This window comes from Flagellimonas chongwuensis, assembly GCF_013376415.1.
GTDB classification, from domain to species: domain Bacteria; phylum Bacteroidota; class Bacteroidia; order Flavobacteriales; family Flavobacteriaceae; genus Flagellimonas; species Flagellimonas chongwuensis.
The window spans coordinates 1,005,828-1,030,051 of sequence record NZ_WYET01000004.1 but is presented as its reverse complement, the minus strand read 5'-3'; the positions used below and the strand labels follow the sequence as shown (position 1 = coordinate 1,030,051).

Here is a 24,224-nt window from a genome sequence, read left to right as displayed (position 1 = left end):
TAAAGAATTATAGATTAACATTTAGACCTATGGATAATACTTTTGATCTTGGTGTACCGTTAATGTCTACACCGCTGGACTCCATTTCCGGGTTCAAGCCCTTATAGTCTGTAATGGTCAATAGGTTTTGTCCTTGGATAAAGAACCTTACCATGTCCACATTCAACTTATCAGTTACTAGTGATGGGAGTTTATAGCCCAAAGTGATATTGTCCAAGCTAATAAAATCACCTTTTTCCAAGAATCTAGTTGTAGCATGTCCTGTTAGGTTTGTAAAGGTGTTGCTACTTGCGTAAAGCCTAGGTGTAATTCCATCTCCAGGATTGGAAGCACTTTGCCATCTTCCCAAAATCTCAGTAGAGTTGTTATTGAAGTTTTGGGTCACTAAATCTCTACGAGTTGCGTTGAACACTTCGTTACCACCACTATAACGGAACATAAAGCTAAAATCGAAGCCTTTGTATGTGAATCTGTTAATGACGGAACCGTAATAAGTAGGTAAGGAATTTCCAAGAATAAACTTGTCGTCCGCAGCACTTAAAGAAGAAGCTTCTGATAGGTCTCCAGGATTGCTAGGGTTGAATACAAAATAGGTCTGTGTATCCAGGTTGCCCTGTACCAAAGAACCATCAGCTTTATAGTACACTGGGTTACCGTTAGCAGGGTTAACGCCCCAATATCTGTGTCCATAAATAGAGTTGATGGACTCCCCCTCTCTAATAATCAAGTTGGGAGCGATGTTGGTGTTGGTAGAAGTACCTCCAATAATATCTTGACCTTCGGGAAGGTTGGTTATCTTGTTTTTGTCCAATGTCAAGTTAGCGGAAACATTCCAGCTGAAATTCGCTGTGTTGAAAGGAGTGTAATTTACAGCAAATTCAAGACCTTCGTTTACCATATTACCAATATTTTTCTTGATTCTACTGTCCGGCACACCCAATGATTGAGGTACAGGTACATCAAGAATCAAACCATCAATATCATTTTTATAGTAGTCAAAACTGATGGTCAATTTGTCGGACATGAAGCCTAAGTCCACCCCATAATCTGTCTTTTTACTAGTTTCCCATATCAATAGGTCGTTTCCAAATTGGGTGAATGCGATACCGTTTAGGGTGCCGTATTGTGAGGCTGAGGTCAATCCTAAATATGGATAGTCTCCAATATCTGTGTTTCCTACCTCAGAGTATGAACCTCTTAGTTTAAAGAGGGAAATAGCAGGGTTCAAACCACTGAAAAATTCCTCGTTGGCAATGTTCCAACCTGCGGAATATCCGGTAAAGTTATTCCAACGGGTGGCTTCGCTTAATTTTGAAATACCATCCCTTCGTATAGATCCTTGAAGAAAATAACGCTGTTTAAAGTTATAGCTTAAACGACCTACATAGGAGCTGATACCGTTTTCTGTTACACTACCTCCGGAAGTTTGTGTGCCATAAGCTCCGGTAACTAAGTTTTTGTTGTAGAACTCATCTAAAAGATCGGTACCTGTTCCAAAGAAACTTTTGAACTTATCTTTTTGAAATTCCATAACAGCGGTAACACCAATGTTGTGAGCATCAGCAATACTAGTGTTGTAGTTGATGATGTTCTGGGTATTCCAACGTAGATAATCCTGATTGTTGTTTTGTAACCTTCCATTGGATCCCCTGCCGTCACCATGTATGGGACTGTAGTACAAAAATCCATTGGTAATGGTATTGTTGGCACTTGCCTGGAACCTGTAGGTAAGACCTTCCAATAGTTTTACTTCGCCAAAAGCGCTGGCCAAAGTATTGTTTGAGATGGACTGGAATTTATTATTGACGAGTACGTAGCCAATATTGGAAATGTTGTCGCCAACAGGGTCTGTGTTGTCCCATTGCCCTACTACGCTTCCATCAGCAGATAGGTTAAAGCCGGTAGGATTGCTCGGGTCATAGATTGGTATGTTGGGAAGCTGTCTGGTAGCATTAAAAATGTTTCCTGAAAGTGAGTTTCCTCCCGTATTCAATCCATTTAATTCAGTTCTAGTGATTGCAAGGTTACCACCAACGGTCAACCAATCAAAAACATCGTGTTCAAGGTTGGTTCTAATGCTGTGACGCTTCATGTTGTTGGATACTGCAACACCGTCCTGATCGGTAAAACCAAGGGACATGAAATATTTAGTTCTATCGGTTCCTCCATTTACGGATAGGTTGTGGTCCATTTGCAGCGCGTTTGAATTGAGTACTGCACTTTGCCAATCGGTATCATAGTCATTTCCAATGGCCCAAGGAGCCTGTCCTCTGTTTATACGCTTTTCATTTGCAGTTTCCAAGAACTGTGCGGTGTTCAACAAATCAAAGGTTTTGATCGGTGATGCAAAACCGGTCACCACGTTGTAGCTCACTTGGGTAGAACCTTTTTTACCTTTTTTTGTAGTAATCAAGATTACACCATTGGCAGCTCTCGAACCGTAAATAGCGGTTGCAGCACCATCCTTTAAAATTTCAAAAGATTCGATGTCGTTTGGATTGATGCTGTTCAATGCGTTGGTCGATGCATATCCACCAATATCTCCAGTAATAATTGGAACACCATCAACGACTACCAAAGGATAGGTTCCGGAACTAATGGAGCCTAGACCCCTAATCCTGATTCTTGGAGCTTCCCCGAGTATACCGTTATTGGTGGTGATTTGCACACCAGCGGCCCTACCGGCCAATTGGCTTTCGAAACTGGGTGTTACAAGGCCTTGGATGTCTCCTCCGGATACACTGGCAATCGCCCCAGTGATTTCCTTCCTTTTTTGTACACCATAACCAACCACTACAACTTCTTCCAAGGCTTGCGCGTCTTCTTCCATTTGTATGTTTATGATGTTCTGTGCACCAACGGTGGCTTGGGTCTCTTTTTGCCCCAGATAAGTAAATACAAGGGTCTGGCCTACTTCTGCTTGTAAGTTATAGTTACCATCAAAATCGGTTTGAGTACCCTGTGTGGTCCCCTTGATAACAACGTTTACGCCTGGTAATGGCAGTCCGCTCCCATCAGTTACTGTACCACTTATCATTTTTTCCTGTGCGGAAGACAGATGCACAACAAATGCCATCAAAAGTGCCAGTAATACTTTTGTTTTTGTTCTCATTTAATTTGAGTGTTAATTAATAGATTCATTTTTTGAATTAGTTTATTGATTAAGAAAAGCCGGTCAATTTTTTGGTGACTAATCCAAATAAACAAATGGGCCAGTTAGACTACATAATGTTTTGAAATATGACCGAACTAATCTTAATCAGCAGATAAAATAAATGAGAGGTGATGGGATGATGATTACGACCGACCTAGGTTTATGGTTTACCGACGAATATTAACCCTTACTTTTGTGTAATAGATTGATAATAAGATTGTTGAAATTTTGTTAAATAATTTCAGGCTAGCTGGGTTTTCTTAAAAAAAAGACAAAAAACTATTGATTTAAGGCTTTGATATACTGGACTGGAGTCATACTTTTTCGCTTTTTGAAAGCATTGTAGAAAGATACTTTATTGTTAAATCCAGACGCATAAATAAGGTCGGAAATTGAGTCTATTTGATGTGGGTTTTCATCAATATGAGCCAAGCATTCATCAATGCGATAATCATTGATGAATTCATAAAAGTTCTTATTGAATTCTTGATTGATAACTTGTGAGAGACTGTAACGGTCTGTATTGAGTTTTTTGGCCAAGGTCTCCAGCGATAATGTAGGATTCAAAAACATTTTTTCCTCCATGGAACTTAAAAGTTGTAATCTTAATGTGCTCGCCATGGCTATAGTTAGGCCTGAGTTTTGATATTTTTCCTTGATTTGGGTATTGTTCAGTCTAATTTGTAAAGGTTCAGTAACAATAGCAGGAAATAGATATAACAGGAAAGAGATGATAATAATAAAAACCGAAAAAAAGTAGGCGATTACATATCTTGTTACATTAATAAGTGAAAATTCATCTTTAAATAGGGCTCCTATTATTGAGATCAGAAATATTGAAAAGAAGAAAATAACCAGTATTCTTAACCAATTTCGGTCCATGCTATCAATCCGTTTTCGATACTTGATATATTGTTTTATAATCAAAGCCAAGAAAAAGGCAAAATAAAAACTCTTTAAGTAGTAACTGTTCAGTAGTTGAATCCCTTGTAGTCTGAGCCCGTTGCCAGGCATATCACTATTGGTGTTGGTCAGAATTAATATTGATAACAAACTAATAATAAAAATGACGAAGTACTGCAATATCGCTGTTGCCTTCATTTTTTGATGCGGATACACCTTTTTTTGGATATAAAGGAATAGGGATGGGCCCAAAAGAAAGGAAATACTTGAATAAAACGGGATTTTGGGTATATGCAGAACACCATCCCACCACAGTAAAGTAAGCTCTAGAAGAATGGCCGCCATGGCAATTATGAAAACTCCCATGTACAGATTATGTTTTTTCAAAAAAATAAGGTAACTGCCAACTCCAGCCCCCAAAAGGGATATTCCGATGAATATAAAATGGAGTAGATTGAGTTCGCTGGGGATGGCGGTCTCCAAAGTTTTTAAAGGCAGTATAGCCTTTGTCCAAAAGGAAAAAGCTGATACAATGTCCATAGGTAAATTAGCTATCAAAAATGTTTTGTAAAGTAGTGATAATAATGAATCGAAACTCTTAAAATTTAAATTTTCAAAAAATATCTAGCTCTTTATTTAGGTGAGCGCGATTTCCCTATCCTTACTTTTTCTATTTTTGAAGGAAACCGACAGAAATGAAAAACTTCTATCTAATTGTGATTGCTCTTCTTGCCTTTTCATGCGAGAATAAGGAACAAGCTGACCTTATCATTACCAATGCAAATATCTATACGGTAAATGCCGATTTTTCCAAAGCATCAAGTATGGCCATAAAAGATGGAAAGTTTGTTGAAGTTGGCAGTACCGAAGAAATTTTAGAAAAATACGAAGCCCAAGAGCAGATTGATGCCCAGGGCAAAACCATTGTTCCAGGACTAATAGATGCCCATTGTCATTTTTATGGATTGGGACAAAATCAGCAGGTGGTTGATTTGGTTGGAACCCAAAGTTTTGACGAAGTGGTGGAACGGGTGGTGACGTTTCAACAAGAGCGTCCTTCCAATTTTATTTTAGGAAGAGGATGGGACCAGAACGATTGGAAGGTAAAAGAGTTTCCGACCAAGGATAAACTGGATGAATTGTTCCCTGATACTCCTGTGGCTTTGGAACGCATTGATGGACATGCCTATTTGGTCAATCAAAAGGCTTTGGATTTGGCTGGTATTACGGAGTATACATTCGTGGAAGGGGGTGAAATTGTATTGGATGAAAATACCAATATAACCGGAGTTTTGGTAGATGGCCCAATGAGAATGATTGATAATGTAATTCCAAAAGCGAGTCTAGAACAAAAAATACAGGCACTTAAGGATGCTGAAGCAATTTCTTTGGATTATGGACTGACGACTGTTAACGATGCGGGGCTGCCGAGGGATATCATTGAGTTGATAGATAGTCTGCAACAAGCTGGTGAACTATCTATACGAGTGTATGCCATGGTGTCCAATTATCCCGAGAATCTGGATTATTTTTTGGAAAAAGGAATTATCAAAACAGAAGGCTTGAATGTTCGTTCTGTAAAAGTATATGGTGATGGTGCATTGGGTTCTCGAGGAGCTGCATTACGCGCTCCCTATTCCGATAAGCCTGGTCATTTTGGGGCCATGGTCACCCCAGTAAACCAGATTGAAGCACTTGCACAGCGAATCGCATCCACCGATTATCAAATGAATACACATGCTATTGGCGATTCGGCCAATATTGTGGTGCTTCGTGCTTATGAAAAAGCATTGGAGGGCAAAACCGACCGCAGATGGAAAGTGGAGCATGCTCAAGTAATATCGGAATCCGATTTCGATTATTTTAAAGATGGTATTATTCCTTCGGTTCAGCCTACCCACGCCACTAGCGATATGTACTGGGCCGAGGATAGGTTGGGTGCCGAGCGTGTCAAAGGTGCCTATGCCTATAAAGATTTATTGGATAGAGCAGGTCTAGTTGCCTTGGGGACCGACTTTCCGGTGGAGCAGGTAAACCCATTTTTGACATTTTATGCGGCTGTGGCCCGTCAAGATGTGGAACAATACCCAAAAGGTGGTTTTCAAATGGAGAATGCGTTGAGCAGAGAGGAAACTTTGAAGGGAATGACCATTTGGGCGGCATATTCCAATTTTGAGGAAGATGAAAAAGGAAGCATCGAACCCGGTAAATTTGCCGATTTTGTAATATTGAGCGATGACATTATGACGATTCCCTCTGAAGAAATTCCACATGTAACGGCCGAACATGTTTTCTTGGGCGGTGTTCAGAAGAAATAATACCTTCCATTAATAGTGATGTGGAAAAACAAAAAAGCCCCGAAATGGGGCTTTCATAATTTATAAAACTAAAACTTTTTAGTAGCTAATGGGTAAGGTAGCCCTTGTAGTACCCCAACCCATGACCAAATTTCCGTCATCATCGAAAGCAATACCAAAAGCTTCCAATTCTTCGCTATCGGTAGAAGTGGTTGCTGTGGCTCTGACCACATCGCTATCACTGTCATAGGAATAAGCTCCCCACTGGTGTAGGTTGCTGTTCAGGATTACCGTCCACTCATCTTCACCAGGAATGGTGAACAAAGCATAGGAGCCCGCCTTAATGGTTTTGCCGCCCACTTTGGCATCTTTATAAAAAGTGATTTCAGTAGCTTCATTTGCTCCAGTTCTCCAAACTTTACCCACAGGGGCCAACTCGGCAAGGCTACGTCCTTTTAACTGTGGACGACTGTAAATTACTCTCGCGGATTTATCAGCTTCTCTTGAACTAGCTGGGTAATAGGCGATATCCGCAGGACTTTTGTCCAGTCCGCTAAACTTTTGTGCCGTCGCATCTGTAGTGAATGCCAAACTAGTGCATAGCACCATAAGTAATACTGTTAATTTCTTCATGATTGTGATTTAAGTTCTTTCAAAACTAGTTAATAAAATATTGTTTAAATATACAGACGGGAAAATTAAGTATCCTTACAAAAGGGGGCAGTTAAAAAGATAAACCAAATTTTTTATTTCAAATTAACTAATTTTGAGGATTTTTTATTTCGATATGTAATTATTTTAACCTTAACTGTTTTGTTTTATTAACTTTAAATTCATTTTTGTTTCAAGATTGTTATTAAATTTATTTTTATGTGTGGTATTGTATGCGCATTTGATGTGAAGGAAAGTACAGAAGTACTTAGGCCCCAATTGTTGGAGATGTCGAAGAAAGTTAGGCACAGAGGTCCGGATTGGAGCGGGATTTATTCCAATGAAAAAGCCATTATGGCCCATGAGAGATTGGCCATTGTGGATCCAGCTTCAGGAAAACAACCGTTGTTGAGCGCTGACGGTAAATTGGTGCTTGCCGCCAATGGCGAAATATATAATCATCAAGAGCTCAGAAAGCAGTTTGATGGTAAATATGATTTTAAAACACAATCCGATTGCGAGGTTATTCTAGCATTGTATCAGGAAAAAGGACCTGATTTTGTGGATGAGATGAATGGAATCTTTGGTTTTGCCATTTATGATTCGGAAAAGGATGAGTATTTCATTGCCCGTGACCATATGGGGATTATTCCTTTATATATCGGGTGGGACAAAAATGGAACCTTTTACGTAGCCTCCGAATTGAAGGCTTTGGAAGGAACATGTTCCAAAATCCAATTATTTCCTCCCGGACACTACATGCACAGCTCCGACGGTGAGTTTGTTAGGTGGTACAAGCGAGATTGGATGGAGTACGATGCCGTAAAGGAGAACGAGACCAGTATTCAAAAAATAAAGGATGCTTTGGAAGCCGCAGTGCACCGTCAATTGATGTCCGATGTCCCTTATGGAGTGTTGCTTTCGGGTGGGTTAGATTCTTCAGTAACTTCCGCAATCGCCAAAAAATATTCCCAAAAACGTATTGAGTCAGGAGATACTGCGGATGCTTGGTGGCCACAGTTGCACTCATTCTCCGTAGGGTTGGAAGGTTCGCCGGATTTGGCAGCGGCCCAAAAAGTAGCCGATCATATCGGAACCGTGCACCACGAAATCAAGTTTACCATTCAAGAAGGGCTGGATGCGATAAAAGATGTTGTATATAACCTAGAAACTTACGATATTACAACAATAAGAGCCTCCACTCCAATGTACTTAATGGCGAGGGTAATCAAATCCATGGGGATCAAAATGGTCCTTTCGGGTGAGGGAGCCGATGAATTGTTTGGTGGATATCTGTATTTCCACAAGGCGCCGAGCCCAATGGATTTTCATGAGGAAACCGTAAGAAAACTAGATAAGCTCCATATGTACGATTGCTTAAGGGCAAACAAGTCATTGGCCGCTTGGGGTATTGAAGGGCGTGTGCCCTTCTTGGATAAAGAGTTTATGGATGTAGCGATGAGTATCAACCCAAAAGATAAGATGATCAACGGCGAGCGCATGGAAAAATGGGTAGTGCGAAAAGCGTTTGAAGATTATTTGCCGGACAGTGTGGTCTGGAGACAAAAAGAACAATTTTCGGACGGTGTAGGATATAGCTGGATAGATACTCTAAAAGCTGTAGTGGCGGAAGAAGTAACGGATGAGCAGTTAGAGAACGCACATTTTAAGTTCCCCATACAAACGCCTACATCCAAAGAAGAATATTATTATCGTTCAATTTTTGAAAGTCATTTTCCATCGGATGCAGCAGCACTGTGTGTTCCCCAGGAACCTTCAGTTGCTTGCAGTACCAAGATTGCCTTGGAGTGGGATGAGGCCTTTAAAAATATGAACGACCCATCAGGAAGAGCTGTGGCTAAGGTTCATACCGATGCGTATATGAAATAACCCCCGTTTAAACCAACCAAACGTTATGAAGCAGTAATCTAACTAGTTTCATTTTTTAATTAGTCCGAAAAGCCCCTTATCAAAGGGGCTTTTTAGTTGTCTGTAGCGGTAGGTGGGTATAAGCTTCAAACCAAGTCGTTTTCCACAGTTTTTGTTGATAACTTAGGGTGTCCAACAAGCAGTTTAAGACCATTTACACAGGGTATTGATTATATTTGTAAGATTTGAATTTTTGAGGCAAATACAGAAAATATATGAGCGAAGAAGCTAACAAGAAACAATACTCCGCGGATAGCATCCAGGCCCTCGAGGGAATGGAGCACGTACGTATGAGACCTTCCATGTATATTGGAGATGTAGGGGTCAGAGGATTGCATCATTTGGTGTATGAGGTTGTGGACAACTCCATCGATGAGGCGATGGCCGGTTACTGCGATAAAATCGAGGTGACCATCAATGAAGATAACTCCATAACTACGGAAGATAATGGTAGGGGTATCCCTGTGGACCTTCATAAAAAAGAAGGAGTCTCTGCCCTCGAGGTAGTAATGACCAAAATTGGTGCAGGTGGTAAGTTTGACAAGGATTCCTATAAAGTTTCCGGTGGACTCCACGGTGTAGGTGTATCTTGTGTCAACGCGTTGTCAACTAGTTTAAAAGCGACCGTTTATCGTGATGGTAAAATCTGGGAGCAAGAATATGAAAGAGGAAAAAGCCTTTATCCTGTTAAAAGCGTAGGGGAGAGCAAAGAAACAGGTACTATAGTGACCTTTGTTCCCGATGATACCATTTTTACCCAGACAACAGAATACAATTACGAGACCTTGTCCAATAGAATGCGCGAGCTTGCCTATTTGAACAAAGGAATCACCATAAAGCTTACGGATAAAAGGAATAAGGACGAAAAGGGAGAATTTATCTCGGAAACTTTTCATTCCGAAGAAGGTTTAAAGGAATTCATCAAATTCTTGGATGGAAACAGAGAGCCTTTGATTCAGAACGTAGTTTCCATGGAGGGCGAAAAAAACGGTATTCCCGTTGAAGTGGCCATGGTCTACAATACAGGGTATTCCGAAAACCTTCATTCCTATGTGAACAATATCAACACACACGAAGGAGGTACGCACCTTTCAGGTTTTAGAAGAGGTTTGACGACTACCTTGAAAAAGTATGCGGATAATTCCGGGATGTTGGACAAATTAAAGTTCGAAATATCCGGAGATGATTTCCGTGAAGGATTAACGGCCATTGTTTCTGTAAAAGTTGCAGAACCACAGTTCGAAGGTCAAACAAAAACTAAATTAGGTAACCGAGAAGTGACCAGTGCAGTGAGTCAAGCCGTTTCCGAAATGTTGACAGATTATTTGGAAGAAAATCCAGATGATGCCAAGCAAATTGTGGAAAAAGTAAAGCTGGCCGCTCAAGCTAGACATGCCGCTGCAAAGGCGCGTGAAATGGTTCAGCGTAAAAACCCGATGAGTGTTGGTGGATTGCCAGGGAAACTATCTGACTGTTCCGAACAAGACCCGACCAAATGCGAAGTGTTCCTAGTGGAGGGAGATTCCGCAGGTGGAACGGCAAAACAGGGAAGGGACAGGAACTTCCAAGCCATATTGCCATTGCGTGGTAAGATTTTGAACGTGGAAAAAGCCATGCAGCACAAGGTTTTTGAAAACGAGGAAATCAAGAATATTTATACGGCTTTAGGTGTTACCATCGGAACCGAAGAGGACAGTAAGGCGTTGAACTTGGATAAACTTCGCTATCATAAGGTAGTCATCATGTGTGATGCGGATGTCGATGGTAGCCACATTGAAACTTTGATTTTGACATTTTTCTTCCGTTATATGAGGGAGCTTATTGAAGGTGGGCACGTATATATTGCAACTCCACCATTGTATTTGGTGAAAAAAGGCGCCAAAAAACGCTATGCGTGGAACGATAAGGACCGTGATGCAATCAATGCAGAAATGGGTGGGGGAGCAGGTATCCAACGTTACAAAGGTCTTGGTGAGATGAATGCTGAGCAGCTTTGGGATACCACTATGAATCCAGATTTCAGAAAATTGCGTCAGGTGCAGATTGACAATGCAACGGAATCCGACCGAATATTCTCCATGTTGATGGGGGACGAAGTGCCGCCTAGACGTGAATTTATAGAGAAAAATGCCGTCTATGCCAATATAGATGTATAGATAACAAGCATTTCACAACAAAAACTCGCCTCACCAAGGCGAGTTTTTTAGTTTTGGGTAAAACTTCAAGATTATGAAAAAAATAATTGTAGCCTTAGCGTTGGTCTCGGTGACCATGGGCAAGGCCCAAGATTTGAATGATATCTTTGTTTCTGGTGTGGCAGATGCAGAAAGATTTGCCAATGCCTATTTGTCTCCCGTTTCTGAAGGGGCCATTTACAGCATATCCAATGGATGGTACAATACTGCGGATGCCAAACCTTTGGGTGGATTCGAAATTTCTATAATTGGTAACATGACCGGCTTTAAGAACAAGGATGATAAAAAGGCATTTTTGTTGAATCCTGCCGATTATGAGAACTTGGACTTTGTGCAGAATCCGGGCCAAGCCAGAATGGTGTCGACCGCCTTGGGCGATATAGAAGGCGTAGAGGTCTTTGTTGAGGACCAAAGCGGCGTGTTCCGTGAGGACTTTGAGCTTCCTTCGGGACTTTCGTCAGAAAACCTAAATTTTATCCCATCAGGGTATCTTCAGGCAAGTGTTGGCTTGGTCAAAGGACTGGAGGTGAAAGCACGCTTTTTGCCAAAAATCAAATTTGATGACGATGCCAAAATAGGATTGTTTGGAGCTGGCTTGCAATATGATTTCACCAAAATATTGCCAGCGGACAAGGTGATGCCCGTGGCCATTTCGGCGGTCATAGGATATACCAATTTGAACGGAGAGTATGATTTTACGGATTCTAATTTTATTGATGGCAGTGATCAACGTATTGATGCAAACTTTAAAACTTGGAATTTTAGTGCTGTCGTTTCAACAAAAAACATTCCGGTAATCAATTTTTATGGAGGACTTGGTTATATCACAGGTAAGTCGGATATCGATTTGCTGGGAACCTATCAGGCAAACGGACCGTTCTTTTCGGAGACAGTAGAGGACCCGTTTACGGTGTCAAAGAATGCAAGTGGGGTAGCCGCCACGCTGGGTACCAAATTAAAACTTGGCTTTTTTAGGCTTAATGCAGAATACAATATAGCTGAATTCAGCACCTTCACCTTTGGTGTTAACTTCGGATTCAGGTAGAAAGAAACCAAATCAACCGACCAAAAATAAAGAAGGCCCCGTAATGGGGCCTCCTATTTTCATATATGTAGTCTTCACGTCATTCCCTGGTGGCGAAGACCGAGCCATTATCCAAGGTCAATATTTCTGGTGTTTTTGCCTTTTCCAAGCTTACGGTAATATCCGTTACTTCAGGATCACCGTAAATAATGGAATAGGCACCTTTTTCTTGGGACCATTTAAAATCTGTGTAAAAAATCAATTTGGAGTTCGAATACCTTTGGTACCTACCTAGGTATACATCGTTGAAAATCCATTCTTCGCGAACGGTATTGGAACTTTTGTCTGTGGTGCTGGTAGATTCAGTCTTTGCCCAGATGCCCAGAATTGGGTCGTGATTCTCTGGTACGCGAGTACAGTTGCTTATGGCAATGATGCCAACAATAGACAACAATGAAAAGAGCTTTTTCATAGGTCAAGTAGGTTACATTAAATTTGGGATTATAAGAACGTAACATTGTAGGAATCTATTGCATAAAATTTATAAAATATTTCTTTTTTTAGGTGCAACCAGTCATATTCGGCTTGTCTACACTTCAAAATAACTTTGAGAAGGTGTAATTTGATGGAATTGACCCGCTAAAACTGGTAAAAGTCAGCTTCTTTCTGCGTCAAATGCATTATTTTTGAAGACTAAAATTTAAATCTATACAAATGAAAGTTACCGTAGTTGGAGCAGGCGCAGTGGGAGCAAGCTGTGCAGAATACATAGCAATGAAAAATTTTGCGGCAGAAGTTGTTTTATTGGATATCAAAGAAGGATATGCAGAAGGTAAGGCCATGGATTTGATGCAGACGGCCTCTTTGAACGGTTTTGATACCAAAATCACAGGAAGTACCAGCGATTACAGTAAAACAGCAGGTAGTGATATTGCAGTGATCACCTCTGGGATTCCACGTAAACCGGGAATGACGCGCGAGGAGTTGATCGGCATCAACGCTGGAATCGTAAAAACCGTTGCAACAAGTCTTATCGAGCATTCTCCAGAGGTAACAATAATAGTAGTGAGCAACCCAATGGATACCATGACCTATTTGGTACACAAAGCAACTGGATTGCCAAAGAATAGAATTATTGGAATGGGCGGTGCTTTGGACAGTGCACGTTTTAAATATAGACTGGCGGAAGCATTGGAAGCTCCGATTTCCGATGTGGACGGTATGGTAATCGGCGGGCACAGTGATACGGGAATGGTTCCTCTAATTGGCCACGCCACTAGAAACAGTGTAAAGGTTTCCGAATTTTTGTCGGAAGATAAAATGAACTGGGTCGTGGAAGAGACCAAAGTTGGAGGTGCCACTTTGACCAAATTGTTGGGCACAAGTGCGTGGTATGCCCCAGGTGCTGCCGTATCCGGTTTGGTACAGGCTATTGCTTGCGACCAAAAGAAAATGTTCCCATGTTCAACTTTGTTGGAAGGTGAGTACGGATTGAACGACATTTGTATCGGCGTACCAGTTATTTTGGGTAAAGGAGGTATCGAGAAAATCGTTGAAATCGAATTGTCCGATGCAGAAAAGGCCAAAATGCAGGAAAGTGCAGAAGGCGTTAAAAAAACCAACGGACTTCTGGAAGTCTAGACCAAATCAACAATAACCAACTAAGATGTCATTTCGGACGCGGCCTCGAAGAGTTTTACCATCAATATGTATGGAAATTTAAAGGTTTGTCCGGAATGACATTTTTATTTTAACAGCGTAACCATCAACCGTAATTGCAATTACATCAATTTCTATTGTCAAATGTTATCGGAAATGATATATTTGCACGCTGTTTAAGAAAACTTCTATAAAATTAACAATCAATGCAGAATAAAGGACTTATAAGGCTTTTCGCGATCCTTTTTGGCTTGGTGAGCATCTATCAGTTGTCTTATACTTTCATCACTAACAAGTTGGAGGGAGACGCTGAAGCATTTGCTGTTAGCCAAATTTCGGAGGCTGAGGAAGATTATGTTGCAAAGCGTGAAGCTTTAGAGGCATCGTATTTGGACTCGATCAGTGATAACACTGTTTTGGGCTTTACGAGCTATGAAGATGCCAAGACGAAAGAGTTGAACAAGGGATTGGACCTCAAAGGAGGTATCAACGTTACCTTGCAGATTTCCGTTAAGGATATCTTGAAAGGCTTGGCCAACAATACCAAGAACCCAGTTTTCAACAAAGCCTTGGCGGATGCGGATGAAGCATCCAAGAGTAGTGATAATACCTATTTAGAGCTATTTTTTGAGGCTTTTGACCAAATTAAGGGAGATACCAAGTTGGCATCACCAGATATTTTTGCGAACAAAGGTCTTAGCGATGATATCAACTTTCAAATGACGGATGATCAGGTGAAGCCTGTTATCAGAAGAAAGATTGATGAATCCATTGTATCTGCATTCGAAGTACTTCGCGAGCGTATTGATGGCTTTGGTGTAACCCAGCCAAATATTCAAAGAGAAGGAAATTCTGGCCGAATCTTGGTGGAACTTCCTGGTGCTAGGGATATCGCCCGTGCACAAGAGCTTTTGTCTAGTACCGCACAATTGGAGTTCTGGGAAACCTATCCACAGAGCAACAACAGCATAGGAAACTTCTTGGTAAGTGCCAATGAGCGTTTAAAAGAAATCTTGAAGCCCGAAGTTAAAGAAGATACAGAGGCAAAACCCGAGTCCGAAATCGATTCACTGCTTTCCGATGTTTCCCAAGATTCTTTGGATATGACCGCTCAGGCCAATCCTATTTTGGGTAAACTTATTCCTGCCAATCCAGGTAGCCATGCCATTGCTAGGGCCATGGTTTCTGATACCGCAGAACTAGGTGAGTATTTAAGAATGCCAGAGATCAGAAGGTTGTTGCCGAACGACATTCAATTCACCAAGTTCCTTTGGGAACGGCCTGCACAGGATGCAGAGGTGGTTGATTTGTATGCATTGAAATCGAACAGGGAAGGAACACCGCGTATCAGCGGAGATGTAGTTTCCGATGCACAGGACACTTTTGACCAATTCAACAAACCTGCCGTTAGCATGACCATGAATACTCGTGGTGCTAAAGAGTGGGAAGAATTGACAGGGGATGCATACAACAACCAAACAGGTATCGCCATTGTTTTGGATAACAAAGTATACACTGCACCAGGTGTTTCTTCAGGGCCTATTTCTGGAGGACGTTCCGAGATTACAGGTACATTTACGGTAAACGAAACAAAAGATATCGCCAACGTATTGCGCGCAGGTAAACTTCCTGCTTCCGCTGATATTATCCAATCCGAAGTAGTTGGGCCATCCTTAGGACAAGAAGCTATCGATAGTGGGTTTATGTCCTTCGTTATCGCCATGATCTTTGTATTGGTTTGGATGATCTTCTACTATGGTAGAGCAGGGGTATTCGCAGACATCGCATTGGTTTTCAACATCCTTTTGATTTTCGGTGTGTTGACAAGTCTTGGTGCTGTATTGACATTGCCAGGTATTGCAGGTATCGTTTTGACCATTGGTATGTCGGTGGATGCCAACGTACTTATATTTGAAAGGATAAAAGAAGAGTTGGCCAGAGGAAAAGGAAAGGCCCAAGCTATAGCTGATGGTTTTGGAAATGCCTTGTCTTCCATCTTGGATGCCAACATTACTACAGGTCTTACAGCAATCATACTGTTTATTTTTGGGTCTGGACCGATTAAAGGTTTTGCCACTACATTGATGATCGGTATTGTAACCTCCCTGTTCACGGCCATATTTGTGACCAGGTTGATGATAGAAGCTTACACCAGTAAAAAAGGAAGACGATTGGATTTCAGCACAGGAATTACCAAGAATCTTTTCACCAAGATGAACATCGATTTCTTGTCCAAGCGTAAGATTGCTTATATTGTTTCTGGAATTCTGGTGGCGATAAGTGTATTCTCGTTATTTACTAAAGGACTAAACCAAGGAGTTGATTTTATTGGAGGACGTTCCTATCAAATTCGTTTTGAGAAAGCCGTGAGTCCTTCAGAGATTGCTTCTGAACTGAATACTGAGTTTGGTAGCGGAACCATGGTGAAAACTTTTGGTGATGCCAATCAAATCAAGGTGACCACTCCTTACAAAGTGGACGAAGAAGGTGTGGAAGTGGATACCGAAATTCAAAATAAGTTATACACCACCCTTCAAAAATATTTGCCAGATGGTACGTCTTTTGAAGACTTTACCGTTGGAGCATCAGAAAAATCAATCGGGATTCTACAATCGGTTAAAGTAGGTCCGACCATCGCGGATGATATTAAGAAAAATGCATTCTTGGCCATTATCGGTTCCTTGGCGGTAGTTTTCCTTTATATCCTATTGCGATTTAGAAAATGGCAATTCTCATTGGGTGCCGTTGTCGCGGTATTCCACGATGTAATGATTGTGTTGGGTATCTTCTCCCTAACAGGAAGCATTATGCCTTTCAATATGGAAATCGACCAAGCCTTTATTGCGGCCATACTTACGGTAATTGGATACTCCCTGAACGATACGGTAGTAGTATTCGACCGTATCCGTGAGATTACAGCACTTAAAGGATTCAATGATGGAGTAAATATTAATGATGCATTGAACAGTACTTTGAGTAGAACGTTGAACACCTCGCTTACCACGTTGATCGTGTTGTTGGCCATCTTCATTTTTGGAGGGGAAAGCCTTAGAGGATTTATGTTTGCAATGATCGTGGGTGTAGTTGTTGGTACGTACTCCTCTGTATTTATCGCAACACCTGTGATGTTCGACTCATTAAAGAAGAAAATTGCTGCTGCTACAGGAGCATAGTTTTTCGTTTTTTTACATTACACTTTAGAATAAAGGCCCTCAATCTGAGGGCCTTTATTTTTTTATACTTTGTTTGCGGATAACGTTCCCAGCCACGATAACAGTTGACTGAACAGGGTAAAATTTTGGATGACTCTGAGCTGCCCATTAAAACCCCATTTATCCCTTTCTTTAGGGTGATTGAGCATATAGGCCAAGGTTTTGGATAAGTTCTCAATGTCGGTGGGGTCTTGGTTGATTTTTCCTGTTTTGTTGTCAACAACCTGATATTTGAGTCCCGCCGCATTGGATACCAAAACGGGTTTTCTTTTCCACATGGCCTCTGTTGCCGTAAGTCCAAATCCCTCTTGGATAGAGTTCTGAACAATAATACTGGAGGAACGCTGAAGCGCATTTACTATCAGTGCATTTTCTTTTGGATTGTCCAATGGCAGTAATAAAATGGCGATATCGTTCTGCATGTTTTTGTCCACCGTTTTATAGGTTTCCGTCAATTCTTTGAGAACCTCTTTTCCTTCTGGATCGTCGGAAACAAATGCAGGGTCAGGTCCACCCATCACCAATAGTGTCATTTCAATACGTTTGTATTCCAGACTTTTGGGGTCACCATTTTTTCGATTGTCCATTTTCATTTTGATAAAGGCCTCCATCAATTCCTTAAAACCTTTTAGGCGGTCCCATCGTGAAATCTCTGTAACTATTGGGCGATAAATCAGATCTAGGTTTTTTCCGGCGTCAAGCACATCAAAAGAGCCATCTGGCATTACTCTTCTTACTAAATGTTTGTATCTATGATAAAGAATAGCCTTATGATCGTCCAGTATGCCGGATTGATATAAAATTCCAATGCACTTGTGTAATTGCAGTTCTCGGTTCTTATGACTTAAAGGGTCAATAGCAGGTGGAATGATAGAGGTTCTATTTTTCAAGGGGTTTGGAACGTAGGAGGGAAGGCTAAATACAAAATGATCATAATCGTTGGTGTAGGGTTCCAAAAACTTCCAAACGGCATCGGTAACATCGGTATCATCCTCAAGTCCGATATGGCATCTCCAGATAATGGAAACATTTTTTTCTTTTTTGATCATTGCCGCCAACGGCATGGGTTGGGGATCATGTACCACAACAATGTCTCCGTCATTGATAAGTTCCAAGGCCTTGGATAGATTATTTTGGTTGACTTCCTCATATATTTTCCGGTCTTCTTCCGTAAAAATGCCGTTGCCACTTCCGTGAATCGCATTGTGTATACGTTTGGTCAAATCGAAAAAGGCTTCCTTTTTTGCCTCAATAACGAGCCATTCAATGGAGACGCCAAGTTCTCGTAAAATTCTCATTTGACTCGGGAGCATTTCGGCGACCCCACCACCAATGGCAGTAGAATTTATCATCCAAATAGTGCGTCCTTGGAGGGATTCGATAGGTTCTTTAGCTTGTTCCGTAAAATCCAGAACAGAGGAGTAGAGAGAGCCGTACGCCTTGTAATCCACAAGTTTGGCGCCTGGCTTTACAGTAATTTTTTGCATGTAAGGGAGTGGTTAAATGTTGAATTCCCTATAAGATAGCAAAAAATGAGCTTATTGATTTAAGTAATTGTTTATGAGATAATTAATTCTTGGATACAGCGCCTTTTGAACCTTTTTCCGATGGATGAAGTTCAAAAATATACTCAGGATCCAATTGAGGTTCCTTGCGATGCGAGACAAAAACTATAGTGGAATCGCTTTCCTTGGCTATTTTGTTGACCAAGGCCACAAATAAATATGCACTGGATTCGTCCAAACCGGCAGTAGGCTCGTCCAAAATTAATAAAGGGGGATGTTTTACCATGGCGCGGGCCATCATCACCAAACGTTTGTCTCCCACTGATAGGTCGCGAAAGTGATCATTCTTTCTATTTTTTAAGTTTAACAGATGTAACCATTTATTGGCCAATTGTTTTTCACTATCGGTTGGTAGAACATACAGTCCAATGGAATCATGCAGTCCTGATATGATCATGTTTTCCAGGCTGTGGTAGCCCCGAAATTTATTGGTGATGGAAGGAGTGTAGTAGCCAATTTTTTGTTTGAGGTCCCAAACGCTTTCGCCACTTCCTTTTTTTTGTCCGAAAATGGTCAAATCTTGACCATATCCTTTATGACTGTCACCTGTAATCATGGACAAAAGTGTGGATTTGCCGCTGCCATTGGGTCCAATAATTTGCCAAAATTCCCCTTTTGATATGGTCCAGTCGATGTTATCGAGTACTTGACGACCATCAAAACTGACAGAAACCTTTTTAAAGCTCACGAGTTCCTCAAGATCCACAACAACGGGTGACAAAGGTGGTGGTATTGTCCTGTTAAAACTGATGGCTTCGGTTTTGTTTTCCTTCCAAAAAGCATCGGGCGAATCATAGGAATGGAGTTGGTTACCGTCCAGTTTAAAAAATTGGTCGGTACTGGGCAATACATCATCCAATCTGCTGACCAACTGAACCACTATTTTATTGGAAGTGATAGCTATAAGTTGTTCCTTGAGCTGGGCTTGGGTGGCTACATCCAAATTATCATACGGATTTACCAGTATGATAAAATCCGGGTCCTGTTCCATTAAATAGCTGAGCAATGCTTTTTTCTGTTCCCCACTGCTCATGGTCTTTAATGCCTGTTCGCTGTCTTTTGTCAGTATTTTAATGTCATGTCGTTCCTCCTCGTCCATATATCTATTGATTTCTGAACGGGAAAAAAGAAGACCGTTTAGGTGTTGTAATTCTGTCAACCCTGAAATATCATAGTTGCCGAGCAAATCTTGAACCAATTGGTCGGTGTTCGAATTGTTTTGTGTGAGGATAGCGTAGCTGTTGGAGAGCTTCATGGAGTATAAAAGTAAAGCACTAAAATTACGATTATCCTGCGTTTACCCGAAAAATATGCACTGGATTATTCTTGTAAGTAGTGGTTTTGTCCAAGTACATCCCATTTTTTAAGGCTACTTTTTGGGAAGGTAGGTTATCAACATGAATGATAGAAATCAACGAATCGGTATAATGGTTTTCAAAGGCAAAGTGTTTACATTTTTGTGCCGCTTCGTAAGCGTATCCCTTTAACCAAAATTGAGGAAGCACAGAATAACCAATTTCCAGTTCTGTAATATCATCCACGACTTGTACGAGCAGGCCACAAATTCCGACCAGTTGACCTGTTTCTTTAGAAATCAGGGCGTTCATGCCTCCCAAGTCGTTTTCGTAGCGTTCAAAGACCCTATCAAATTGAGATCTGCAGGCTTCAATCGGGTCGGTGGGAAGACCTTCCCAATATTGAGTGGATGTTGGATTGTGATAAAAGGGTAACCATTCCTCAAAATCTGATTCTTTCAGTTTACGAAAGATCAGCCTTTCCGAAGTTTGGTTTTCTAGAAGGTATTTCGACATTTAATTGCGGGAAAAAGAAATGCTATCCCCGACTTGAAGTCCCAATTGGTCAGAAAGCCCCGCATTGATTTCCAATACATACTTTGCAGGTGCCCTGGAAGGTAGGCTGCTCTCATCCAAAGGTTTTGCATTTTTTTGGAAGCTAACGATTTTCATGCCGGAGTTGATGTAAATAATATCCAGAGCAGTTTCGGTATTCTTCATGTAAAAATTCTGCTCAGCTTCTTCTGGTTGGATGAACAACATTCCGCGGTCTTCCTGCATGGACTTTCGGTACATGAGCCCTGTCAGGGTTTCGTACTCCGTTTCTGCAATCTCGATATCAAAATTGGCTTTAATGGAGTCTGTTTCCGATGATAGGATATCAAGCTCACCTTCTTTGGTGAAGGAAATATTTTCCGTTTTGATGGATTGTTTAGGCTCCGATTTGCAAGATGCCAACACAATGGCAAAGGCCAAGAACATTATTTTCAGAATTTTTCCCATACTGTTATAATTCTACGGGTTCTGGTTTTACCATAAAATACACCCCTATTAAAATCATGGGGATACTGAGCCATTGCCCTGTGGAGAGCATGCCAAGTGTATCCTCGAACCCACCTTGACTCTTTTTGTAGAATTCCACGAAGAAGCGAACCACGAACAATAGTACCATGAACAATCCGAAAAGGAAGCCCGGTTTGTTTTTCCATTCTGTTTTCCAGTACAGTAGATAAAGTGCTATGAATACCAACACGTAACAAAATCCTTCATACAATTGTGCTGGATGACGGAAAGGAATGGATTGTAGTACTTCAGAGAATTCTGGATTGTGCTGAATGGCTTTATAAGCCGCATTGGGGGTTTGTTCCTTGGTCAGGGCCATCGCCTGATACGCTGGCATATCATCCGAATCACGGATAAATCGTGTCGCTAAAAAATAGGACTTGTCGACCACTTTTCCATTGATTTCGGAATTGAAAAAATTACCGAACCTAACAAATGCAGCGCCTATGGCGGAAGGAATTACCAATCGGTCCAATAACCAAAGCATTTTAATGTCTTTCCATTTACGGGTATACAGCCAGATTCCGATGATGGCCGCTATGGTGGCACCATGACTGGCCAAGCCAGTGAAGCCTGTAAATTCATATCCGTTGATGATGCCGAAAAGATTGCTGTTCGCACTTTCTCGTATAGGTAATAGGATTTCCGCTAAATGGTCCTTGTAGTAGTCCCAATCGTAAAAGAAAACGTGCCCCAAACGTGCTCCGAGCATTATCGATACCACGGTGTAAATAAAAAGGGAATCCAGTTTCTCCATGGATTTCTTTTCGTTCAGGAAGATTTTCTTCATGATGAACCAGCCTAGAACAAAGGCGGCAATCCACAACAAATTGTAATATTTTATCTGTATGAAACCCAATGTAAATAGGGTTCCTTCGGGGTTCCAATCAAATCCGAGAAAATACATTTATCTAAATTTTGGACTAATATAACTACTTTGAATGGTTGCACGGGTTAATTAAAGTGCAATTTTTAAGGTACAGGGTCGTAACCACTTCCACCCCATGGGTTGCAACTGACAATTCGCTTAAGGGACAACCATCCCCCTTTGAACAGGCCGTGCTTTTTTAGAGCTTCCAACGTGTATTGCGAACAAGTTGGTGAATAGCGGCATGTTGCGGGAAGCATGGGGGAGATAAAAAGTTGGTAAAACCGTACCAACAGTAAAAATGGCGCTATCAAAATTTTCTTCATGTGAACCTCAAGTGTAGGATAGGGGCAAGGTAGCAAAAAGCCCCGACAAAGTCGGGGCTTGGTTTATACTTCTTCAGCGGATTGTACGGGCTCCAGATGTTCCCGCTCCTCATCCGTGTACATGCGCGATTTAATGACAAAACGGAGTCCCAGCGGAATTTCCAGGCTAAAACTGGCACCACGTCCTGTAGTCACATCGACCGTAAGCTGTGTGTGCTTCCAGTACTCGAACTGGTCCTTGCTCATAAAAAAATCACATCCATGAATGGTGCCCAATTTAACATCGTTCTCATTGAGCATCAACTCACCTTTAGGGAAGCACATAGGGGAGGAGCCATCACAGCAGCCCCCGCTTTGGTGGAACATAAGTTCACCGTGGCGCTCCCTTAATTGGTCAATGATTTTTATGGCATTGTCCGATACCAACACGCGTTTTATCAAATTTTCCATCCTAGAAAAAGCCCAATTTGTTCTTATCGTAGGAAATCAGCATATTCTTGGTCTGGGTGTAATGACTGAGCATCATTTTATGATTCTCTCTACCGATACCCGACTTTTTATACCCGCCGAAAGGTGCATGTGCAGGGTAGTTGTGGTAGCAGTTCACCCAAACCCTACCTGCTTCTATCTGTCTCGATATTTTGTAGGCTTGGTGCATGTCGCGTGTCCAGACCCCAGCACCTAATCCATAAAGTGTGTCATTGGCTATTTCCAAAGCTTCAGCTTCATCTTTAAATGTGGTTACACAGACTACAGGTCCAAAAATCTCCTCTTGGAACACGCGCATCTTGTTGTTTCCTTTTAAGATGGTGGGTTGAATGTAGTAACCACCTTCCAGGCCTTCATTGTAAGCAGCCTCGCCACCGGTCAACACTTCACATCCCTCTTCTTTGCCGATTTGGATATAGTTCATGATTTTCTCGAACTGATCATTGGAGGCCTGTGCGCCCATCATGGTGTCTGGATCTAACGGATGTCCCAGTTTAATAGCTTTGGTGCGCTCTACAACTCGTTCTATAAATTTGTCATAAATACTTTCTTGTACCAATATTCTGGATGGACACGTACATACCTCCCCTTGGTTCAATGCGAACATAACGGCACCTTCCAAACATTTGTCGAAGAACTCATCATCGGCATCCATAATACTTTCGAAGAAAACGTTGGGGGATTTACCGCCAAGCTCTAAAGTAACGGGTATGATGTTTTTTGATGCATATTGCATGATCAATTGACCCGTTGTGGTCTCTCCCGTAAAAGCGATTTTTTTGATTCGAGAACTCGATGCCAAAGGTTTTCCGGCTTCCAGACCAAATCCGTTGATGATGTTGAGTACACCGGCAGGTAGTATATCCTCTATCAGTTCCATCAGTACCAAGATTCCAACTGGTGTTTGTTCCGCTGGCTTTAGCACAACACAGTTTCCTGCGGCCAAGGCAGGGGCCAGTTTCCAGGCGGCCATCAAGATAGGGAAGTTCCAAGGTATGATTTGTCCGACCACACCAAGGGGTTCCATAATGTTCATCGATACGGTATTGCTGTCCAATTCACTTACCGAGCCTTCTTCCGCACGGATTACACCTGCAAAGTATCTGAAGTGGTCTACTGCCAATGGCATGTCCGCGGCACGTGTCTCGCGTAACGCCTTACCGTTGTCCCATGTTTCTGCACGAGCCAATACTTCTAAATTTCTCTCCATGACATCCGCAATCTTTAAAAGAAGGTTGCTACGGTATGTTGCCGAGGAATTGTTCCACTCCGGAGCTGCTGCCCAGGCGGCATCAATGGCTTTGTCAACGTCTTCCGCTGTGGATCGCGCAATTTTGGTGAATGCATTGCCATCTACTGGGGAAACGTTGTCAAAATATTCTCCTTTTGTCGGCGGGGTCCATTTTCCACCGATGTAATTTTCATACTGATCTTTGAACTTTGGTTTTTCCAAAACACTGCGTTCAGTAGTTTGTACATTGCTCATAATACTTGTTGTTAAAGTTAATTTTATGTTCGTTCACACTTTGCTCAAGTGACTGATTCTAAAAGTATTGATTTTGAACGCTGTACATCTGACGTATTCTATTAATGAC

Annotated in this window: 18 protein-coding genes; 6 read left to right on the top strand and 12 right to left on the bottom strand. The window is 41.5% G+C overall.

The window, feature by feature from the left end; genetic code table 11:
* Positions 1 to 7: 7 nt before the first annotated feature.
* Complete coding sequence (locus tag GUA46_RS11795) at positions 8 to 3,112, bottom strand: SusC/RagA family TonB-linked outer membrane protein (RefSeq protein ID WP_176620646.1); 3,105 nt, start codon at positions 3,110 to 3,112, stop codon at positions 8 to 10.
* A 321-nt stretch (positions 3,113 to 3,433) separates the two neighbouring features.
* Positions 3,434 to 4,597, bottom strand: coding sequence for a helix-turn-helix domain-containing protein (locus GUA46_RS11790; RefSeq protein WP_176620645.1), 1,164 nt, complete (start codon positions 4,595 to 4,597; stop codon positions 3,434 to 3,436).
* 155 nt (positions 4,598 to 4,752) lie between these two features.
* Here GUA46_RS11790 and GUA46_RS11785 point away from each other — a divergent pair, with 155 nt between their 5' ends.
* Entirely contained in the window at positions 4,753 to 6,375 is a 1,623-nt protein-coding gene (locus GUA46_RS11785) for an amidohydrolase (protein WP_176620644.1), read from the top strand.
* Between the two features lie 78 nt (positions 6,376 to 6,453).
* On the opposite strand, the gene GUA46_RS11780 is transcribed toward GUA46_RS11785, so the two are convergent.
* Complete coding sequence (locus GUA46_RS11780) at positions 6,454 to 6,987, bottom strand: DUF2911 domain-containing protein (RefSeq protein WP_176620643.1); 534 nt, start codon at positions 6,985 to 6,987, stop codon at positions 6,454 to 6,456.
* 237 nt (positions 6,988 to 7,224) lie between these two features.
* Here GUA46_RS11780 and asnB point away from each other — a divergent pair, with 237 nt between their 5' ends.
* The 3 genes from asnB to GUA46_RS11765 all read left to right on the top strand — a co-directional run bounded on the left by asnB (position 7,225) and on the right by GUA46_RS11765 (position 12,174).
* Positions 7,225 to 8,895 (top strand): asparagine synthase B, encoded by a 1,671-nt coding sequence (gene asnB, locus GUA46_RS11775; protein ID WP_176620642.1) that lies wholly within the window; start codon positions 7,225 to 7,227, stop codon positions 8,893 to 8,895.
* A gap of 254 nt (positions 8,896 to 9,149) precedes the next feature.
* Positions 9,150 to 11,090, top strand: coding sequence for a DNA topoisomerase (ATP-hydrolyzing) subunit B (gyrB, locus tag GUA46_RS11770; RefSeq protein WP_108244951.1), 1,941 nt, complete (start codon positions 9,150 to 9,152; stop codon positions 11,088 to 11,090).
* Positions 11,091 to 11,163: 73 nt separating this feature from the next.
* The gene (locus GUA46_RS11765) at positions 11,164 to 12,174 is read left to right on the top strand and encodes a DUF6588 family protein (protein ID WP_176620641.1); all 1,011 of its coding nucleotides are present in this window, start codon (positions 11,164 to 11,166) and stop codon (positions 12,172 to 12,174) included.
* Between the two features lie 79 nt (positions 12,175 to 12,253).
* On the opposite strand, the gene GUA46_RS11760 is transcribed toward GUA46_RS11765, so the two are convergent.
* A complete protein-coding gene (locus tag GUA46_RS11760) occupies positions 12,254 to 12,625 on the bottom strand; it encodes a hypothetical protein (protein ID WP_176620640.1) in 372 nt (123 codons plus the stop codon).
* 242 nt (positions 12,626 to 12,867) lie between these two features.
* Between GUA46_RS11760 and mdh the strand changes: the two genes are divergently transcribed.
* Positions 12,868 to 13,794, top strand: coding sequence for a malate dehydrogenase (gene mdh, locus GUA46_RS11755; protein WP_176620639.1), 927 nt, complete (start codon positions 12,868 to 12,870; stop codon positions 13,792 to 13,794).
* 224 nt (positions 13,795 to 14,018) lie between these two features.
* Positions 14,019 to 16,985: a protein translocase subunit SecDF gene (gene secDF / locus GUA46_RS11750; protein ID WP_176620638.1), complete on the top strand. Its 2,967-nt coding sequence runs from the start codon at positions 14,019 to 14,021 to the stop codon at positions 16,983 to 16,985.
* A gap of 62 nt (positions 16,986 to 17,047) precedes the next feature.
* Here secDF and GUA46_RS11745 read toward each other — a convergent pair whose 3' ends face one another.
* The 8 genes from GUA46_RS11745 to exaC form a co-directional block, all read right to left on the bottom strand.
* A complete protein-coding gene (locus tag GUA46_RS11745; RefSeq protein WP_176620637.1) occupies positions 17,048 to 18,511 on the bottom strand; it encodes a glycosyltransferase in 1,464 nt (487 codons plus the stop codon).
* 82 nt (positions 18,512 to 18,593) lie between these two features.
* Positions 18,594 to 19,844 carry an ATP-binding cassette domain-containing protein gene (locus tag GUA46_RS11740; protein ID WP_176620636.1) on the bottom strand — a complete coding sequence of 417 codons (1,251 nt, stop codon included), beginning with the start codon at positions 19,842 to 19,844 and terminating at the stop codon, positions 18,594 to 18,596.
* A 31-nt stretch (positions 19,845 to 19,875) separates the two neighbouring features.
* On the bottom strand, positions 19,876 to 20,400 hold the full coding sequence (locus GUA46_RS11735) for a GNAT family N-acetyltransferase (RefSeq protein ID WP_176620635.1): 525 nt from the start codon (positions 20,398 to 20,400) through the stop codon (positions 19,876 to 19,878).
* Complete coding sequence (locus GUA46_RS11730; RefSeq protein ID WP_176620634.1) at positions 20,401 to 20,886, bottom strand: DUF192 domain-containing protein; 486 nt, start codon at positions 20,884 to 20,886, stop codon at positions 20,401 to 20,403.
* 4 nt (positions 20,887 to 20,890) lie between these two features.
* The gene (lgt, locus tag GUA46_RS11725; RefSeq protein WP_176620633.1) at positions 20,891 to 21,853 is read right to left on the bottom strand and encodes a prolipoprotein diacylglyceryl transferase; all 963 of its coding nucleotides are present in this window, start codon (positions 21,851 to 21,853) and stop codon (positions 20,891 to 20,893) included.
* A gap of 65 nt (positions 21,854 to 21,918) precedes the next feature.
* Positions 21,919 to 22,140 carry a membrane protein insertion efficiency factor YidD gene (yidD, locus tag GUA46_RS11720; protein WP_108244961.1) on the bottom strand — a complete coding sequence of 74 codons (222 nt, stop codon included), beginning with the start codon at positions 22,138 to 22,140 and terminating at the stop codon, positions 21,919 to 21,921.
* A 63-nt stretch (positions 22,141 to 22,203) separates the two neighbouring features.
* Complete coding sequence (locus tag GUA46_RS11715) at positions 22,204 to 22,590, bottom strand: DUF779 domain-containing protein (RefSeq protein ID WP_176620632.1); 387 nt, start codon at positions 22,588 to 22,590, stop codon at positions 22,204 to 22,206.
* Between the two features lies 1 nt (position 22,591).
* Positions 22,592 to 24,115: an acetaldehyde dehydrogenase ExaC gene (gene exaC, locus GUA46_RS11710; RefSeq protein WP_176620631.1), complete on the bottom strand. Its 1,524-nt coding sequence runs from the start codon at positions 24,113 to 24,115 to the stop codon at positions 22,592 to 22,594.
* Positions 24,116 to 24,224: the final 109 nt, after the last annotated feature.

Bases quoted from the DNA above. Each gene is read 5' to 3' on its own strand.
- secDF (WP_176620638.1), top strand. From the start codon at position 14,019: ATGCAGAATAAAGGACTTATAAGGCTTTTCGCGATCCTTTTTGGCTTG.
- GUA46_RS11715 (WP_176620632.1), bottom strand. From the start codon at position 22,590: ATGGAAAATTTGATAAAACGCGTGTTGGTATCGGACAATGCCATAAAA.
- GUA46_RS11780 (WP_176620643.1), bottom strand. From the start codon at position 6,987: ATGAAGAAATTAACAGTATTACTTATGGTGCTATGCACTAGTTTGGCA.
- GUA46_RS11790 (WP_176620645.1), bottom strand. From the start codon at position 4,597: ATGGACATTGTATCAGCTTTTTCCTTTTGGACAAAGGCTATACTGCCT.
- lgt (WP_176620633.1), bottom strand. From the start codon at position 21,853: ATGTATTTTCTCGGATTTGATTGGAACCCCGAAGGAACCCTATTTACA.
- GUA46_RS11745 (WP_176620637.1), bottom strand. From the start codon at position 18,511: ATGCAAAAAATTACTGTAAAGCCAGGCGCCAAACTTGTGGATTACAAG.
- GUA46_RS11730 (WP_176620634.1), bottom strand. From the start codon at position 20,886: ATGGGAAAAATTCTGAAAATAATGTTCTTGGCCTTTGCCATTGTGTTG.
- GUA46_RS11785 (WP_176620644.1), top strand. From the start codon at position 4,753: ATGAAAAACTTCTATCTAATTGTGATTGCTCTTCTTGCCTTTTCATGC.
- GUA46_RS11765 (WP_176620641.1), top strand. From the start codon at position 11,164: ATGAAAAAAATAATTGTAGCCTTAGCGTTGGTCTCGGTGACCATGGGC.
- GUA46_RS11795 (WP_176620646.1), bottom strand. From the start codon at position 3,112: ATGAGAACAAAAACAAAAGTATTACTGGCACTTTTGATGGCATTTGTT.
- yidD (WP_108244961.1), bottom strand. From the start codon at position 22,140: ATGAAGAAAATTTTGATAGCGCCATTTTTACTGTTGGTACGGTTTTAC.
- exaC (WP_176620631.1), bottom strand. From the start codon at position 24,115: ATGAGCAATGTACAAACTACTGAACGCAGTGTTTTGGAAAAACCAAAG.
- mdh (WP_176620639.1), top strand. From the start codon at position 12,868: ATGAAAGTTACCGTAGTTGGAGCAGGCGCAGTGGGAGCAAGCTGTGCA.
- GUA46_RS11740 (WP_176620636.1), bottom strand. From the start codon at position 19,844: ATGAAGCTCTCCAACAGCTACGCTATCCTCACACAAAACAATTCGAAC.
- asnB (WP_176620642.1), top strand. From the start codon at position 7,225: ATGTGTGGTATTGTATGCGCATTTGATGTGAAGGAAAGTACAGAAGTA.
- gyrB (WP_108244951.1), top strand. From the start codon at position 9,150: ATGAGCGAAGAAGCTAACAAGAAACAATACTCCGCGGATAGCATCCAG.
- GUA46_RS11735 (WP_176620635.1), bottom strand. From the start codon at position 20,400: ATGTCGAAATACCTTCTAGAAAACCAAACTTCGGAAAGGCTGATCTTT.
- GUA46_RS11760 (WP_176620640.1), bottom strand. From the start codon at position 12,625: ATGAAAAAGCTCTTTTCATTGTTGTCTATTGTTGGCATCATTGCCATA.